Annotated in this window: 16 protein-coding genes; 10 read left to right on the plus strand and 6 right to left on the minus strand. The window is 66.9% G+C overall.

All coding sequences use genetic code 11. From position 1 onward, the window contains the following. Positions 1 to 35 precede the first annotated feature (35 nt). Positions 36 to 908: an ATP-grasp domain-containing protein gene (locus ABIC32_RS04160; RefSeq protein ID WP_354072537.1), complete on the plus strand. Its 873-nt coding sequence runs from the start codon at positions 36 to 38 to the stop codon at positions 906 to 908. 40 nt (positions 909 to 948) lie between these two features. Here the strand turns inward: ABIC32_RS04160 and ABIC32_RS04165 are convergent, their stop codons facing one another. Next, positions 949 to 2,412: a methyl-accepting chemotaxis protein gene (locus ABIC32_RS04165; protein ID WP_354072539.1), complete on the minus strand. Its 1,464-nt coding sequence runs from the start codon at positions 2,410 to 2,412 to the stop codon at positions 949 to 951. Between the two features lie 225 nt (positions 2,413 to 2,637). On the opposite strand from ABIC32_RS04165, the gene ABIC32_RS04170 reads away from it, so the two are divergent. After that, entirely contained in the window at positions 2,638 to 3,126 is a 489-nt protein-coding gene (locus ABIC32_RS04170; protein WP_052247700.1) for a MarR family winged helix-turn-helix transcriptional regulator, read from the plus strand. On the opposite strand, the gene nth is transcribed toward ABIC32_RS04170, so the two are convergent. Both nth and ABIC32_RS04180 read right to left on the minus strand, forming a co-directional pair. After that, on the minus strand, positions 3,123 to 3,869 hold the full coding sequence (gene nth, locus ABIC32_RS04175) for an endonuclease III (protein WP_354072541.1): 747 nt from the start codon (positions 3,867 to 3,869) through the stop codon (positions 3,123 to 3,125). The two genes, ABIC32_RS04170 and nth, sit on opposite strands and share 4 nt — an antisense overlap. Beyond that, positions 3,866 to 5,197, minus strand: a complete 1,332-nt coding sequence (locus tag ABIC32_RS04180) for a flavin monoamine oxidase family protein (RefSeq protein ID WP_354072543.1) — start codon at positions 5,195 to 5,197, stop codon at positions 3,866 to 3,868. The genes nth and ABIC32_RS04180 overlap by 4 nt, the downstream gene beginning before the upstream one ends. A gap of 121 nt (positions 5,198 to 5,318) precedes the next feature. Between ABIC32_RS04180 and ABIC32_RS04185 the strand changes: the two genes are divergently transcribed. The 5 genes from ABIC32_RS04185 to ABIC32_RS04205 all read left to right on the plus strand — a co-directional run bounded on the left by ABIC32_RS04185 (position 5,319) and on the right by ABIC32_RS04205 (position 9,907). Further along, positions 5,319 to 6,404: an HlyD family secretion protein gene (locus ABIC32_RS04185; protein ID WP_165113973.1), complete on the plus strand. Its 1,086-nt coding sequence runs from the start codon at positions 5,319 to 5,321 to the stop codon at positions 6,402 to 6,404. Further along, the gene (locus tag ABIC32_RS04190; protein WP_055808940.1) at positions 6,401 to 8,011 is read left to right on the plus strand and encodes a DHA2 family efflux MFS transporter permease subunit; all 1,611 of its coding nucleotides are present in this window, start codon (positions 6,401 to 6,403) and stop codon (positions 8,009 to 8,011) included. The genes ABIC32_RS04185 and ABIC32_RS04190 overlap by 4 nt, the downstream gene beginning before the upstream one ends. Beyond that, complete coding sequence (locus tag ABIC32_RS04195; RefSeq protein WP_354072546.1) at positions 8,011 to 8,619, plus strand: TetR/AcrR family transcriptional regulator; 609 nt, start codon at positions 8,011 to 8,013, stop codon at positions 8,617 to 8,619. The genes ABIC32_RS04190 and ABIC32_RS04195 overlap by 1 nt, the downstream gene beginning before the upstream one ends. A 47-nt stretch (positions 8,620 to 8,666) precedes the next feature. Continuing rightward, entirely contained in the window at positions 8,667 to 9,440 is a 774-nt protein-coding gene (locus tag ABIC32_RS04200) for a creatininase family protein (protein ID WP_354072548.1), read from the plus strand. Between the two features lie 68 nt (positions 9,441 to 9,508). Further along, on the plus strand, positions 9,509 to 9,907 hold the full coding sequence (locus ABIC32_RS04205; protein ID WP_354072550.1) for a phasin family protein: 399 nt from the start codon (positions 9,509 to 9,511) through the stop codon (positions 9,905 to 9,907). Here ABIC32_RS04205 and ABIC32_RS04210 read toward each other — a convergent pair. The 3 genes from ABIC32_RS04210 to ftsY all read right to left on the minus strand — a co-directional run bounded on the left by ABIC32_RS04210 (position 9,904) and on the right by ftsY (position 12,174). Then, positions 9,904 to 10,518: a MarR family winged helix-turn-helix transcriptional regulator gene (locus ABIC32_RS04210; protein ID WP_354072552.1), complete on the minus strand. Its 615-nt coding sequence runs from the start codon at positions 10,516 to 10,518 to the stop codon at positions 9,904 to 9,906. The genes ABIC32_RS04205 and ABIC32_RS04210 overlap by 4 nt on opposite strands. A gap of 98 nt (positions 10,519 to 10,616) precedes the next feature. Further along, positions 10,617 to 11,237 carry an inner membrane-spanning protein YciB gene (locus tag ABIC32_RS04215; protein WP_161640626.1) on the minus strand — a complete coding sequence of 207 codons (621 nt, stop codon included), beginning with the start codon at positions 11,235 to 11,237 and terminating at the stop codon, positions 10,617 to 10,619. A 1-nt stretch (position 11,238) separates the two neighbouring features. Then, a complete protein-coding gene (gene ftsY, locus ABIC32_RS04220) occupies positions 11,239 to 12,174 on the minus strand; it encodes a signal recognition particle-docking protein FtsY (protein WP_039245983.1) in 936 nt (311 codons plus the stop codon). Positions 12,175 to 12,676: 502 nt separating this feature from the next. On the opposite strand from ftsY, the gene ABIC32_RS04225 reads away from it, so the two are divergent. The 3 genes from ABIC32_RS04225 (at position 12,677) to ABIC32_RS04235 (ending at position 15,781) form a co-directional block, all read left to right on the plus strand. Beyond that, on the plus strand, positions 12,677 to 12,889 hold the full coding sequence (locus ABIC32_RS04225) for a ParD-like family protein (protein WP_354072555.1): 213 nt from the start codon (positions 12,677 to 12,679) through the stop codon (positions 12,887 to 12,889). Continuing rightward, positions 12,886 to 13,653 carry a type I methionyl aminopeptidase gene (map, locus tag ABIC32_RS04230; RefSeq protein ID WP_354072557.1) on the plus strand — a complete coding sequence of 256 codons (768 nt, stop codon included), beginning with the start codon at positions 12,886 to 12,888 and terminating at the stop codon, positions 13,651 to 13,653. The genes ABIC32_RS04225 and map overlap by 4 nt, the downstream gene beginning before the upstream one ends. An 88-nt stretch (positions 13,654 to 13,741) precedes the next feature. Continuing rightward, positions 13,742 to 15,781 carry an NAD(+) synthase gene (locus ABIC32_RS04235; protein ID WP_354072559.1) on the plus strand — a complete coding sequence of 680 codons (2,040 nt, stop codon included), beginning with the start codon at positions 13,742 to 13,744 and terminating at the stop codon, positions 15,779 to 15,781. The last annotated feature ends 172 nt before the right edge of the window (positions 15,782 to 15,953 follow it).

A 15,953-nucleotide genomic window follows, 5' to 3' on the forward strand; every position in this document is an offset into this window, starting at 1 on the left:
TTATATGCTCCGCGTCGCTTCGGTATGAGGACTGCATGACCCAGATCGCCGTCCTGACCCCCGATCCCGCCGACAAGACCTATGTCGGGCGCTGGCCAGAGGTGCTGGAACGGTTGAAGGCGACGTTGGAGACCACGAGCGCGACCGTCACGGCCACGCCCTGGAGCGATCATGTCGAGGACGCGTCGGGCCTTGGGGTCTATGATCTGATCCTGCCGGTCATCGCCTGGGGCTATCACCGTGATCACGGCCGCTGGCTGAAGGCGTGCACAATGTGGAGAGCGGCCGGCCTGGCGGTCGCCAATCCCGCCGAGGTGCTGCGCTGGAACTCTGACAAGGCCTATCTGGCGCGGCTGGCGGACAAGGGCGTGCCGATCCCGCCGACGCGCTGGACCGACCGGGTTGCCCAGGATCAGGTGGACGCCGCCTTCGCCGAGACGGGCGCGCCGATGCTGATCGTCAAGCCGACGGTGTCGGCCGGGGCGTTTCGCACCCTGCGCCTGACGCCGGGCGAGCAGTTGAGCGATGCGCCCGAGGGCGCGGCGATGATCCAGCCCTATCTGAAGTCGATCGAGACCGAGGGCGAGACCTCGCTGCTGTTCTTCGGCGGTCGGTTCAGCCATGCGGTCAACAAGCGTCCCGTGGCGGGCGACTTCCGCATCCAGGTCCAGTTCGGCGGCCTTTACAGGGCCGTCACGCCGGACGCGACGGCGATGGCCTTGGCCGAGCAGGTCCTGGCCGCCATCGACGAACCGCTGCTCTATGCCCGCATCGACATGGCCCGCGACGACGACGGCCAATGGGTGCTGATGGAGGCCGAACTGATCGAGCCGGACTTCTATCTGGACCACGACCCTGCGAACGGCGCCGGCTTCGCCGGGGCCATCAAGGCGCGGCTGGAGACCTAGGCCGCCTCGTGCTGAACCGCGCCCGAACCGGGCCTGGACCTCAGAACTCTTCCCAGTCCGATTGAACGGCGGCCACAGCGGCCCGCCCGCCGCCGCCGGCCGCCATGCGGGCGCGCGCAGGCGCGGCGTGGGCGCGGGCGAAGCTTTCGACGCGCGCCTTCATCTGCTGGACGGGAGACGCGTGAATCGGCGTCGGCGCCGCCGCGACCTTGCTCGTTTCGAAGCGGCCGACCAGTTCGGCCAGTTCGGCGGCCTCGCGGCTCAGGCTCAGGCTGGCGGCGGTCGACTGCTCGACCATGGCCGCGTTCTGCTGGGTGACCTGGTCCATCTGGTTCACGGCGGTATTGACCTCGGCCAGACCCACCGCCTGCTCCTCAGTCGAGGCGCGGATTTCGCCCATCAGGGTCGTGATCTCCTCGATCCGGCCGGCGATGCCGGTCAGGGCCTCGCCCGACTGACGCACCAGAACCACCCCGTCCTTGACCTGGCTGGAGCTGGCCGAGATCAGCGTCTTGATCTCCTTGGCCGATTCCGCCGAGCGCTGGGCCAGGGCGCGCACTTCGGAGGCAACGACCGCAAAGCCGCGACCCGCCTCGCCCGCACGGGCGGCCTCGACGCCGGCGTTCAGCGCCAGAAGGTTGGTCTGGAAGGCGATCTCGTCGATCACGCCGATGATCTGGCTGATCTCGTTGGACGAGCGTTCGATCTCACCCATGGCCGCGACGGCCTTCTGGACGACCACGCCGCCGGTTTCGGCCTGGCTTCGGCCCTGGGTGACCACGTCGTCCGCCGCCTGGGCGTTCTCGGCCGTCTTGCGCACGGTCGCGGTGATCTGATCCAGCGCGGCGGCCGTCTCTTCCAGACTGGCGGCCTGTTGTTCGGTGCGGCGAGACAAATCCTCGGCGGCGCTGCCGATCTCCTGCGCGCCCGACTGCATCGACCCGGCGTTGACGCCAATGACGCTGACCGCCTGATCCAGCGTCGCCATGGCCTGGTTGAAGTTGTCGCGAAGGACCGCGTAGTCGCCCGGGAAATCGTCCTGAATACGATAGGATAGGTCGCCGGCGGCCATGGCCGACAAGCCCCTGGCCGTGCCTTCGACGACGGCGGCCTGGACCTGGGCGGCCTGACGATCGGCCTCGGCGCGGCGCTCGCGCTCTTCCTCGACGGCGGTGACGTCCGTGGCGAACTTGACCACCTTGTAGGGGCGTCCGTCGCTGTCCAGAATTGGATTGTAGCTGGCCTCGATCACCACCCGCCGGCCGCTCTTGCCGTAGCGCACAAACTTGTCCGCCACGAACTCACCGGCGTTCAGCTTTCGCCACAACTCGGCATAGGCCGGCGTGTGCGCCTCAGTCGGATCGACGAAGATCTTGTGGTGACGTCCGACGATTTCAGACAATTCGTATCCCACCACTGATAGGAAGTTCTGATTGGCCTCCAGAATGACGCCATCCAGATCGAACTGGATGACGGCTTGAGAGCGACTGACGGCAGCCATCATGTTGCGCAGCTCGTTGAGCGTCTTGTCATCTCTGTTTTTGGCAAAAAGGCGCAATGCAAAAATCTTTCGTGCTGAGATGAACGTTAATGCCACATCAACACTTTAAATCAGGTGTCAGCATGGTTAGCGCGCTAAAGGCTCAACCTGGGGGAGAATATTCCTCTGCGGCCTAGCTTTAGCCTCCTTAAAGGCGCTACGCCGCCCGCTGGTTCCATGAGGTCATATTTGTCGCAACGCCCGCACCTGCTGTCGTCAGATCAGCGCAGCGCCCTTCAGCTCGACGTCGCCATGACGCTGATGGTGACGGCTAAGCGATGGAAGTTACGTGTCGCCGATCTGTTCCGAGAGTCCGGACACACGGGCGCGCCGACCGTGGTGCTTTATTTCCTGGCGGACGAGCCCAAGGGCCTGACGCTTTCCGAGTTGGCGAACAGGATGGAGCTGTCCGGCGCGTCGCTGACCCGTCTGGTGCAAAGACTCGAGAAAGACGGCATGGTCAGCCGGCGTCGGATGATTGGAGACGGCCGGTCATGGCTGATCCAGATGGAGCCAGCCGGGCGCGCCGAAATCGAGGCGTTCGAGATCCATGCCGCGGCCATGCGCGAACGAATGTTTGAAGGCGTTTCGGACGAGGATATGGCTGCCGCACTTCGCGTCCTGAAGGCCTTGGCCGAGAAGCTGACCCACGGCCCCGACGCCGCTCCGGGGATCTAGCCCGCCGTCTCACCCAGCGCCATCAGGCCTGCCCGCGATGGGCACAGGTCGGCGATGATGCAGGACAGGCATTTCGGCTTGCGCGCCGTGCAGGTGTAGCGGCCATGCAGGATCAGCCAGTGGTGCGCCTTGGGCAGCCAGTCCTCCGGCACGACCTTGAACAGCTGGGCCTCGACCTTGTCCGGCGTCCCGGCATTGGCCAAGCCCAGCCGGTGCGAGACGCGAAAGACGTGGGTGTCCACGGCGATGGCCGCCTCGATCCCCAGCTCGTTCAGCACCACCGAGGCCGTCTTGCGACCCACGCCGGGCAGGGCCTGAAGATCGGCGCGGTTGAGTGGGACCTCGCCGCCATGCTGCTCCAGCACGATGCGGCTCAGCTCGATGACGTTCCTCGCCTTGCCGCGATAAAGGCCGATGGAGGCGATGTAGGGGATCAGCCCCTCCTCGCCCAGGGCCAGCATCTTCTCCGGCGTGTCCGCGACCTTGAACAGCCGCTCGGTCGCCTTGTTGACCGAGATGTCCGTCGCCTGGGCCGACAGGGCGACGGCGACGACCAGGGTGAAGAGATTGGAGAAATCCAGCTCGGTCTTGGGTTCCGGCATGACGCTGGACAGGCGTTCGAAAATGGCCTCGACGCGGTCTTCGTCGGGCGGCCAGCGCAGCACGGGGATGGCCGCCCCGGTCATCACGGCCGGGCGTTTGGCAGACTTGGCGGCTGGCTTTTTGGCCTTGGCGGGCTTCATGCCTCGCTGTCGTCCTCGGGGCGACGCGGGTCAAGACCCAAGCCCTTGAGCGCTTGGACGGTCAGGGCGGCGTCGGCGGCGCGCTCGCCCTCCATCCAGGCGCCGTGGGCCGTGCCGTAATAGATCGGCGCAGTCGCCTCGCCGGCCACGAAGATGCGGTCCTCGACAGACGTGCGCAGCTTCGCGCGGTCCGACGCATGGCCAGGCAAGGCGTGGGAATAGGCCCCGCGCGACCACGGATCGACGCCCCAGCCGCTGACCGCGACCGCCTCCAGCCGCCGGCGCATGTCCGATCCCAAGGCCGCGACCAGTTCGGACACGGCGAAGTCGAACAGCGCGGCCGGCCCTTGCGCCTCCAGCCCCCAGGCGAGGTCGGCCCCGAAATAGGCCTCGATCATCGGCCGCCCGAACGGCCGCAGGTGATAGCCGCCGGTCTCGGCCGTATCGGTGCGAGTCCACAACTGTGTGTCGGGCTGGAAATCGCCCGCGCCGCGCACCGTCATATGAACCTTGGACGCCAGCCCCAGCGGCACGCCCGCCGTCGCCTCAAGCAGAGCCGGAACCGGCGGATCGATGCGGATCGTCTCGCTGGCGATCAGGCTGTTGGGCACGGTCAGGATGACGATCCGCGCCGTCAACTCGCCGCGATTGGTCTCCAGCCGCAGCACCGGTCCGGAACGGTCGATGCGGCTGACGGCGCAGTCCGTGACCGTGATGGACGAAACAGCCTCGCCCAGCCGCGCGATCAGGCGGCCATAGCCCTCGCGCACCCGCCAGTTCACGCCGGTGTCGCCATAGGCGTCGTAATCCAGGCTGGACACCTCGGCGAACCGCGCGCCGTTCAGGGCGCCCGAGATGGCGTCCATGCGCGGGTTCCAGCGACAGTCGGGATCGAAGAAGTCCGACGCCGGACGATCCTCCCCCACACCCGCGCGGACGAGCGACGCCGCCTCGGTCACCCGCTGGTCGAAGGCGGCGAAGGCCTCGCCGAACTCGGCCTGATCCGCGCGGGTCATCTCGTGATCGAAGGCCTGGGTGCGCCAGGGCGGCGGGGTCTGGTCCAGCGTCAGCCCCTCGGCCTCGACCCGTCCCGCCAGCACATTGTCATCGGCGGAATGCAGCCAGCCGCAGCCCATGTCCAACCCTTCGCCCTCGGCCCGAACCGTCCAAGCGCGCCCGCCGATCCGGTCGCGGGCCTCCAGCACCAGAACCGACAGGCCGGGCCGCAGCAAACGGCGCGCTGCGGCGATGCCGGCGGCGCCTGCGCCGATCACCACGACATCGACCTGTGACGGCAGCGGCTGGGAGGCGGAGATGCGGGCGTTCATGGCGTCAGGACATACACGAAAACCGGTCGTGATCGGCGCCGTCCCTATCGCCTATTGATTTTTGGACGGCGGGGTCCATTTTAGCGCCGCTTCAAAACGCCGCACCTCCCCCGGATTTTCCATGTCGCCTGAACTCAAGAAACGCCTGCCGCTATTCGCGGCCGCCCTCGTCGGCCTGGCCCTGATCGTGGGCGGCATCGTCTGGTGGGTGAACGGCCAGCGTTGGGAGAGCACCGACAACGCCTTCGTCCAAGCGGACACAACCCTGGTCAGCCCGCAACTGTCCGGCCGGGTCACTGAGGTTCTGGTGGGTGACAACCAGCGGGTCGCGGCAGGCCAGATCCTGGTCAAGCTGGACGATTCCGACCAGAAGGCCCAACTGGCACAGGCCGAGGCCAATCTGGCCGCCGCCATCGCCGCCGTCGGCCATGTCGACGCCCAAGCCGAGCAGGAACAGGCCACCATCGCCGCCCGTGCCGCCTCGGTCGCCCAGGCCAACGCCCAGGCCGGCCTGGCCCGCGCCGAGGTCGATCGTTATGGAAAACTGGCCGAGCAGGGCTGGGTCTCGCAACAGCGCATCCAGACCGAGCGCGCCTCGGCCGCCACCGCCGCCGCCAGCGTCCAGCAGGCCCAGGCCGCCCTGGTCGCCGAACAACGCACCGCCGGGGTTCTGGGCTCGACCCGCCAGCAGAGCGTCGCCGCTGTCGAACAGGCCCGCGCCGTCGTCGATCAGGCTCGCATCGCGCTGGAGCGCACCGTCATCCGCGCGCCGGTCGCCGGCGTCGTCGGCGCCCGCAGCGTGCGGCCCGGCCAGTATGTCAACGCCGGCACGCAACTGCTGTCGGTCGTGCCCCTGACCAACACCTACATCGTCGCCAACTTCAAGGAGACGCAGCTGGACAAGGTGCGCCTGGGTCAGACTGTCGAGATTTCCGCCGATGCCTTCCCCGGCCGCAAGATCGAGGGCCGCGTCGACAGCTTCGCCCCCGCCACTGGGTCGGAGTTCGCCCTGATCCCGGTCGAGAACGCCACGGGCAACTTCACCAAGATCACTCAGCGCGTGCCCGTGCGCATCGTCGTCAGCGGCGCAGACCGCAGCCTGGCCCTGCGCCCCGGCCTGTCGGTAGACGTCAAGATCGACCTGAAGAGCCAGGGCGGCCAGAGCTTTGCCGAAGCCGCCACGACGACGGGAGCCGCAGGCCAGTGACCGCCGCCAACCCCGCCGCAGATGGCGGGGCCCCTGTCGCGCAAAAGGGTCCCGTCGCCGGCCATCCCGAAATCAACTGGACCATGCTGTTGCTGGGCTTCGCCGGCATGGTGGTGGGCCAGTTCATGGCCATTCTGGACATCCAGATCGTCGCCGCTTCCCTGCCCCAGATCCAGGCGGGGGTCGGCGCCTCGGCTGACGAGATCAGCTGGATCCAGACCGCCTATCTGATCCCCGAGGTGGTGATGATCCCTCTGTCGGGCTTCTTGTCGCGGCTGTGGGGGACGCAGCGGCTGTTTCTGGTCTCCTGCGCCGGTTTCGTGCTGATGAGCATCGCCACAGGTCTGTCGTCGTCGATCGACATGATGATCCTGTTCCGGGCCATCCAAGGCTTCGTGGGCGGGGCCATGATCCCGACCGTCTTCGCCGTTGCCTTCACCGCCTTCCCACCCGACAAGCGCGTCACCGCCAGCGTGGTCATGGGCCTGATCGTCACCCTGGCGCCAACCGTCGGTCCCACGCTGGGCGGGCACCTGACGGAGTGGCTGAGCTGGCGCTGGCTGTTCTTCATCAACGTGGGGCCGGGGCTGCTGGTGCTGTTCCTGGTCGGGCGGTACGGCAACTTCGACAAGGGCGACCCATCGCTGGCCAAGGGCTTCGACTGGTGGGGCCTGGGCCTGATGGCCGCCTTTCTGATGTCGATGCAGTTCGTGCTGGAAGAGGGCGCCAAGAACGACTGGTTCGACGACACCCACATCCTGTTGCTGACCGTCGTGGCGGCAGTCGCCGGACCGATCTTCATCTGGCGGTCCCTGACCTATCGCCAGCCGATCGTTGAGTTGCGCGCCTTTGGCAATCGCAACTTCCTGGTCGGTTTCATCATGACCTTCATCGTCGGTTTCGCCCTGTTCGGCGGCACCTTCCTGCTGCCGCTCTTCCTGGGCCGCGTGCTTGGTTATTCGTCGTCAGAGGTCGGCACCACCATGGTCGTGTCGGGCCTGGCCATGTTCGCCACCGGCCCCTTCGCCGGTCGACTGGTGCGCAAGCTGGATGCGCGGGTGCTGATGTTCGGCGGCTTCATGCTGTGCGCCTGGGGGATGTGGGAGGCGCGCGTCGTCACCGATGACTGGGGCTTCTGGAACTTCGCCTCGGTCCAGGCCTTCCGCGGCGTCGGCGTTATGCTGGCCATGATCGCGTCCCAGCAGGTGACGATGGCGACCCTGCCGCCGCACATGGTCAAGAACGCCTCGGGGCTGGTCAACCTGTCGCGCAACGTCGGCGGCGCTTTCGGCCTGGCGATCCTGAACACCAGCCTGACGTCCAACACGGCCCTGCACATGAGCGAACTGACCAGCGCCATTGGTCAGGGCGACCAGGCGATGCGCAACATGATGGCCGGCATGACCCAGCGGTTCGCCGGCTCCATCGACCCGGCCGCCTCGGCGATGAAGGCCATCTATGGGATGTTGCAGAAACAGGCGACCACGATGGCGTTCGGCGACGCCTTCGCCCTGCTGGCCATCCTGTGCGCGGGCGCGGCCTTCGTCACCCTGGCCGCCCAGCCGGTGAAGGCCCAGGCCGGCGCCCCGCCCTCGGACGTCCACTGATGGCGCGGCGTCTCGGGCAGGTCGATGAACGAAAGAGCGAGGCGATCCTGGACGCCGCCGCGACCCTGTTCGCCGACAAGGGGCTTCAGGCCAAGATGGACGAGATCGCCAAACTGGCCGGCGTCTCCAAACAGACGGTCTACAACCGCTTCGCCTCCAAGCTGGAGATCGCCCAGGCCCTGGCGTCCAAGCGGGTCGAGGACATCGTCGCCCCCCTGCGCGGCGCCGGTGATCCGCAGACGGTGCTGGAGAACTTGGCCCTGACCTTGTTGAACCGGGTGTGCAGCGGCGACAAGGTCGGCTCGATGCGCGGGGTCGCCCTGGTCTCGGTCGAGGCGCCTGACATCGCCCACGCCATCTATGAGGCCGGTCCGCGTCGCAGCCTGCGTGAACTGGGCGCCTGGCTGGCGGAACAGACGCGGCTGGGCCGGATGAGCGTCGCCGATCCGGAAGAGGCGGCCGAGATGTTCGCCGGCCTTGTGCTGGGCCACGGCCATCTGCGCGCCATGCTGGACATACCGCAGCTGGAGGCCGACAAACGCGCAGGCCGCGCCCGAGAGGCCGCGCGCATCTTCATGGCCGCCCATCCGCCCGCCAAGACTTCCTGAGCGCGGCGCGCTACAGTCGTTCCACCCTGTCGCTTGAGACCGCCTTCATGCTGATCCACCTGTCCTCCTGGCCCGAAATCGATGCGCGATTGAACGACGGCGGTTCCCTGTCCAGAACGGTGGTCGTGCCCATCGGCTCCAACGAGCAGCACGGGCCGACGGGGCTTCTGGGCACCGACTGGCTTTGCCCCGAGATCATCGCCCATGCGGCCGAAAAGACCGAGGCCAACCTGATCGTGGCCCCGACCTTCAACATCGGCATGGCCCAACATCACTTAGCCTTCGCCGGCACCATCAGCCTGCGCCCTTCGACTTTCATGGCCGCGATCACCGACTGGGTCTCGTCCCTAAGCCGTCACGGGTTCGAGCGGATCTACTTCCTGAACGGTCACGGCGGCAACGTCGCGACCATCGAGGCGACGATCTCGGAAATCTACGCCGAGTGGAGCTTCGTAGAGGACAGCCCGCCCTTCATCCTGAAGTTGAAGAACTGGTGGGACCTGCCCGGCGTCAATGGCCTGTGCAACCGCCTGTTCCCGACCGGCCACGGCATGCACGCCACCCCGTCCGAGATCGCGGTGACGCAGGCCGCTTATCCCGAGCGGATCAAGACCGCCGACTACAGCCCGCAGATCGCGCCGAACGGGCCGATCCGCGACGCCCTGGACTATCGCGCCCGCTTCCCCGACGGCCGGATCGGCTCGGACCCGGCCCAGGCCAGTCCCGAGAAGGGCCGGCAGATCATCGACGCGGCGATCCCCGCCCTGCTCGCCGACATCGCGGCCTTCGCCGCCGAAACCCAGCCGGGAGCGTCGCTCTGACCCGCAGGACGCCCACAGCCGCCAGCGCCGCCGTCGTCGGCGCCGAGATCCTGGCCGCCTCGGCCGAGGTGATCGCGGCCCGCACCGGCCTGATGGCCGAGGGCCTGACCAGCGCCAAGGGGCAGGACTTCAAGGAGCTGTCGCTGATGAGTTCCGAGAAGACCGAGGCGATGTCCGCCTCCGCCGACGCCATGGCCGCCAGCGCCGGGGCCATCGGCCAGCGGCTGGGGCGCGTGGCGCTGGACGAAAGCGCCCATGCCCTGCGGGCGGCGGCGGCTGTGACCCAGGCCCGCACCCCGGCCCAAGCGGCCGAGGCCCAGTTCAGCTACGCCATGGGCTGGTGGAGCCGGGCGGCGACCCAGGCCATGACCCTTAACGGCGAACTGCTGAAGGCCCAGGCCGAGGCGCTGGCCCCGATCCACAAGACGGCGACCGCTAACGCGAAACGGCTGCGCAAGACGCGCTAGGCCGGCTCCACCAGCTTGAGCTTGGGCTTCTTGACCTTGGCGGGCTTGGCCGGACGCTCGGCCTTCTTGGCGGCCTTCTCGGCCTTCCTGGCTTCCTTCTCGACCGCCTTCAGCGCCTTCTTGGCGGCCTTGGCCTCGGCCTTGGCGGCGTCGGGGGCGGCGTCGGCGGCGGCGGCCAGATCGGCCAGTTGATTGAGGAAGGTCTCGCGCTGACCCTTGGGCAGCAGGGCCATGATCCGCTTGTCAGCGGCCTCGACCAGCGGCCGCGCGGCCTCCAGACGGGCCGCGCCCTCAGCCGACAGACGCACCGCCTTGGCGCGCGCATCCAAGGTCGAGCGTTCCCGCTCCAGCAGGCCCTTCGTCGTCATGCGCGTGACCAGATCGGCCAGGGTCGAGCGGTCGATGCCGGTCATCCGCACCAGCTCGGTCTGCGTCAGGCCGGCCTTGAGCGACACGGCCTCGAGCACCGCGAACTGGCGCTGGGTCAGGCCGTCGGCGCCGGTCTCCTCGGCATAGATGTCGAGGGCCAACTGCAGAGCGCGGTGCATCAGGTGGCTGGGCGAGGTGGCCAGGGGGCCGACCTTCCTTGCCGCTTTTCCCGCCTTCACCATCGCGCCGCTCCCCTGAAGTTTCGTCCGAACACGTATCAGCTCTGCTTTACGATTTGACGGGGAAAGCGCGTCGGTTCCGTGACAGTTCCGCTTGGTCCCTAGAGCCCGGTGTCGGGCGAGACGGGGGCCGGCTCGTCGTCCTTGATCAGGTGCTTCATGATGAAGAAGACCTGCCAGACGCCGAACACGGCCGAGGCGATCCACAGCCCGCCGCGGAAGGCGACCCAGGTATCATCGGACTGGGTGCGCCAGACGATCTCGTTGACGATGCAGACGGCCGCGAAATACAGGCCGTAACGCAGGGTCAGCCCGCGCCAGCCCGCGTCGGTGATGCGGATCGCCTCGCCCAGCAGATATTTGAACGGATAGCGGTTCAGCGGCAGCGATCCCAGCAGCACGACCGCCAGCAGGCCGTTCTGGATCGACAGCTTGATCTTCAACAGGTTCGGGTCGTGGAAGACGATGGTCAGCACGCCGAAGATCAGGGCGAAGCCGCCGGTCAGCAGCGGCAGGGGCGCCAGACGACGCTCGACCACATAGCCGACGATCAGCGCGATCAGGGACGCGCCGACCAGAACCCAGGTCGCCTGGACCAGGGCTTCCTGCCCGTCCAGACCGCGCGCGAACCGGTTGATCGCATAGGCGGCCATGAAGGCCACGAGGGCGCCGAAATCGACGGCCTGGCGGATGTTGGAAGCCTTTTTCGGCGTCTCGGTCATGTCAGTCTTCCAGTCCCACCAGCGAGCGGGAGAAGGCGCGGGCGTCGAAGGGTTGCAGATCCTCGACCCCTTCGCCGACGCCGATCAGCATCAGGGGGGCGTCGGACGCCTGAGCCACGGGGACCAGCACGCCGCCGCGCGCCGTGCCGTCCAGCTTGGTCATGACCACGCCGGTGACGAAGGCGGTGCGGCCGAAGATCTGTTCCTGGGCCAGGGCGTTGCGGCCCACGGTGGCGTCCAGCACCAGCAGGGTGTCGTGCGGCGCCTCGGGATCGACCTTCTTCAGCACGCGGACGATCTTGAGCAGTTCGTCCATCAAAGCGGACTTGTTCTGAAGTCGGCCGGCGGTGTCGATCAGGACCACGTCATAGCCTTCGGCTCGCGCCTTGGTATAGGCGTCGAAGGCCAGGCCTGCGGCATCGGCGCCGTCGCGACGGCTTTCGAAGTCGGCGCCCGAGCGCTCGGCCCAGACCTTCAGCTGTTCGCGCGCGGCGGCGCGGAAGGTGTCGCCGGCGACGATCATCACCTTGGCGCCCTTGCCCGTCAGATCGGCGGCGATCTTGCCGAGCGTCGTGGTCTTGCCCGATCCGTTCACCCCGACGAACAGGACCACATAGGGTTTGGGGCCGGATAGGGGGTCGAAGGTCGCCTGGCGCGGCGACAATTCGGCGGCCACCGCCTCGGCTAGGGCCTCCTTGACCTCGCGCTCGGGCGCGTCCTTGCCGAACTTCAGGGCGCGAAAGCGTTCGACGATCCGGGCCGAGGCGGCCGGGCCGAGATCGCTTTCCAAGAGGTGCTCTTCCAGCTGTTCCAGAGACGCCTCGGACAGAGGCTCCTTGACGAATGTGGCGACGACCTGATCGGTCATCTGTTTGGAGGAGCGCGAGAGCCCAGCGGACAGGCGCTGGAACCAGCCCTTTTTCGGCGTGTCGTTCATGCAGTGGCTTTAGCGGGGGCGAAGGCCAACGTCATCCGCATTCGCGAAGGTCGTCCGCGACGTTTCAGACGGTCGGCGACAAAAACACCGTCTAACTCGTCTAATTGGTCTGAAATCGGGGCCCTCCTGTCGGCGTGAGTGCGAAGGTCGGGGATTATAGATGCGGGTGAAACGGACGACGGCGGAAAGCGTCGAGAAATCGGCAGGACGTTGAAATCGTTAGCAACTGACCAGCGTCATTGTGATGGCTGCGTCACCTTTTCCTTTCGTCATCCTCCTGCAAGCCGCTTGCGGCGCAGACCGGAGGACCCAACGGCGCCGAAGGCGATGCTCCCCACTCACTCTGTTGAGCGCCTGCGTCTGCGACAGGTTCGCGCTCTCGCGCGCCGCTGAGTCCCCCGGTCGCTTCGCGCCGGAGGATGACGAAATCAAAGAGCGAGCTTGCGCCAGGATGAGTCCTGAATATACGCTTCACATATGTTTCATATAGTTCGAGTGCGTCATGGGCATCGTCAATATCGAGGAAGAGCTGCACGAGCAGCTGCGTCGCGCCGCAAAGGCGTCCTATCGGTCGATCAACGCCCAGGCGGCGTTCTGGATCAGGATCGGCATGTTGTGTGAGATGCATCCCGGCGTGACGTTCCAGGAACTGGTGGCGCGCGAGTTGCGGGCGGCGGGCGTCGATGCTTCCGTGCCGACGGGCGTCGCCGCATGATCAAGACGCCGGCCGAGATTGCGCTGATGGTCGAGGCGGGGCGACTGCTGGCCTCGGTCTTCACCCATTTGGACGCGATGACCCTGGAGGGGTTGAGCACGCTGGAAATCGACCGACGGGTCGAGGCCTTCATCGTCGACGAGCTGAAGGCGCGGCCGTCTAGCAAGGGTCAGTACGGCTATGGCTTCGTGCTGAACAGCTCGATCAACCAAGTCGTCTGCCATGGCGTGCCCTCGGCGGACGACATCCTGAAGAGCGGCGACATCGTCAATCTGGACATCACGCTGGAGAAGGACGGCTTCATCGCCGATTCCTCCAAGACCTATCTCATCGGCTCGGTGGGACCGCAGGCCCGACGGCTGGTGCGCACCACATATGAGGCGATGTGGAAGGGCATTCAGGCCGTGCGCCCTGGCGCGAACCTGGGCGACATCGGTTTCGCCATAGAGAAACACGCCAAACAGGCCGGCTATTCGGTAGTGCGCGACTATTGCGGGCACGGCATTGGGCGCGAGATGCATGAAGCGCCGCAGGTGCTGCATTTCGGCAAGGCCGGGACCGGCGTAACCCTGCGCGAAGGCATGACCTTCACCATCGAACCGATGCTGAACCAGGGCGTGCGCACGGTCCTGACCGAGGACGACGGCTGGACCGTGGTCACCTCCGACGGAAAACTGTCGGCCCAGTTCGAACATACGGTGGCTGTGACAAAGGACGGTGTGCGGGTCCTGACCCTGAGACCGGACGAGAAGCGGGGCGCATAGGCGCGCGAAGGAGAGTTTCCGTCCCTTCATCATTCGCGCCTATATGAAGGCCGACGACCGGCGCGGGCCGGGTGATGCGGACGATCCGATGGCTGATGCTCTGTTCCATTCTCCCAAGACCCACGGCTTCGTGCGCGTGGCGGCGGCGACGCCGGTCAGCCATGTGGGCGACCCCAGGGCGAACGGCCAAGAGCACGTCGCCCTGATCCGTCAGGCGGGCGAGCAGGGCGTGGACCTGATGGTGTTCCCCGAGCTGTCGCTGTCGGCCTACGCCATCGACGATCTGCATATGCAGGCGGCGCTGCTCGACGAGGTCGAGCGACAGATCGCCGTAGTGGCCGCAGCGACGGCCGAGGCGGATGTCGTGGCGGTGGTCGGGGCGCCGATCCGCAACGGCGACGCCCTGTACAACTGCGCCGTAGTGATTGGGGCCGGGGGGGTTCTGGGCGTCGTGCCCAAGACCTATCTGCCCAACTACCGGGAATATTACGAGAAACGCTGGTTCGCGCCGGCGACGGTGCGCGCCGAGGACGTGATCGCGCTGAACGGCGAGACGGTGGATTTCGCGCCGGGTCTGTTGTTCGAGGCGGTCAATCGGCCGGGCTTCGTCTTCTCGGTCGAGATCTGCGAGGACTATTGGGCGCCGCTGCCGCCCTCGACGCGGGCCGCGCTGGCGGGCGCGCGGATCCTGCTGAACCTGTCGGCGTCCAACATCGTCATCGGCAAGGCGGACGAGCGGGCGATGCTGAGCGCCAGCCATTCGGCCCGCACCCTGTCGGCCTATGTCTTCGCCGCCTCGGGCTGGGGCGAGAGCACCACCGACCTGGCCTGGGACGGTCAGGCGACGATCCACGAACTGGGGTCCAAGCTGGCCGAGGGCGAGCGGTTCGCGACGGACAGCCACCTGACGATCGCCGATGTGGACGTGGATCGGATCGGGCTGGATCGGTTGCGCAACGGCACCTTCGCCGAGTGTGCGAGAAACGAAGGCGAGGCGGCGACCGTCGTGCCCTTCATGGCGCGCGAGGATTATGAGGCCAGCGAACTGATCCGGCCGCTGGACCGGTTCCCCTTCGTGCCGGACGACGCCGGGCGGCTGGATCAGGACTGCTATGAGGCGTTCAACATCCAGGTTCAGGGGCTGATGCGCCGCATGACCGCGACCGGCGCCAGGTCGCTGGTGATCGGCGTGTCCGGCGGGCTGGATTCGACCCAGGCCCTGCTGGTCGCCTGCCGCGCCTTCGACCGGCTGGATCTGCCGCGGACCAATATCCTGGGCTTCACCATGCCGGGGTTCGCGACCTCGGACGGGACCAAGTCCAACGCCTGGGCGCTGATGAAGGCGCTGGGCGTCACGGGCGCAGAGATCGACATCCGCCCCGCCGCCGAACAGATGTTCAAGGACATCGGCCATCCCTACGCCGAGGGTCAGCCGGTGCACGACATCACCTTCGAGAACGTGCAGGCGGGTCTGAGGACTGACTATTTGTTCCGGCTGGCGAACCAGCACAGAGCCTTCGTCCTGGGGACCGGGGATCTGTCGGAACTGGCGCTGGGTTGGGCCACATACGGCGTCGGCGACCATATGAGCCATTACAACGTCAACGGCGGGGTGGCGAAGACGCTGATCCGTCACCTGATCCGCTGGGTGGCGGCGGGCGACCTGATCGGCGCGGGTGCGCGCGACACGCTGCACGCCATTCTGGACACCGAGATTTCGCCCGAGCTGGTGCCGGCCGAGGACGGGGTGATCCAGTCGACGGAAGGCACCGTCGGCCCGTATGCGTTGAACGACTTCTTCCTGTTCTACATCAGCCGGTTCGGGATGACGCCGTCCAAGGTCGCCTTCCTGGCGCACCAGGCCTGGGGCGATGCGGGCGCGGGCGAATGGCCGGCGAATACGCCGGAAGACGAGAAGGTCGACTACGATCTGGCGACGATCAAGGGGTGGCTGAGGAAGTTCCTGATCCGCTTCTTCCAGACCGCCCAGTTCAAGCGCTCGGCCCTGCCGAACGGACCAAAGGTGGTCACCGGCGGATCGCTGTCGCCGCGCGGCGACTGGCGCGCGCCGTCCGACGGCAATGCGCGGGTGTGGCTGGACGAGCTGGACGCAAACGTGCCAGACTAAACCGTCTCCTCCCCATTTTATGGGGAGGTGGCGCGGCGCTCTTGCGCCGTGACGGAGGGGCTGTGTCCGCATCGCAAGCCTTAGTGGGACCTCAAAGAGCCCCTCCACCGCTTCGCGGTCCCCCTCCCCGCAAAGCGGGAAGGAGACGATGCGTAAATTCCCATAGGTTGAG

The sequence above is a fragment of the Brevundimonas sp. 1080 genome (assembly GCF_040545985.1).
Lineage (GTDB): Bacteria > Pseudomonadota > Alphaproteobacteria > Caulobacterales > Caulobacteraceae > Brevundimonas.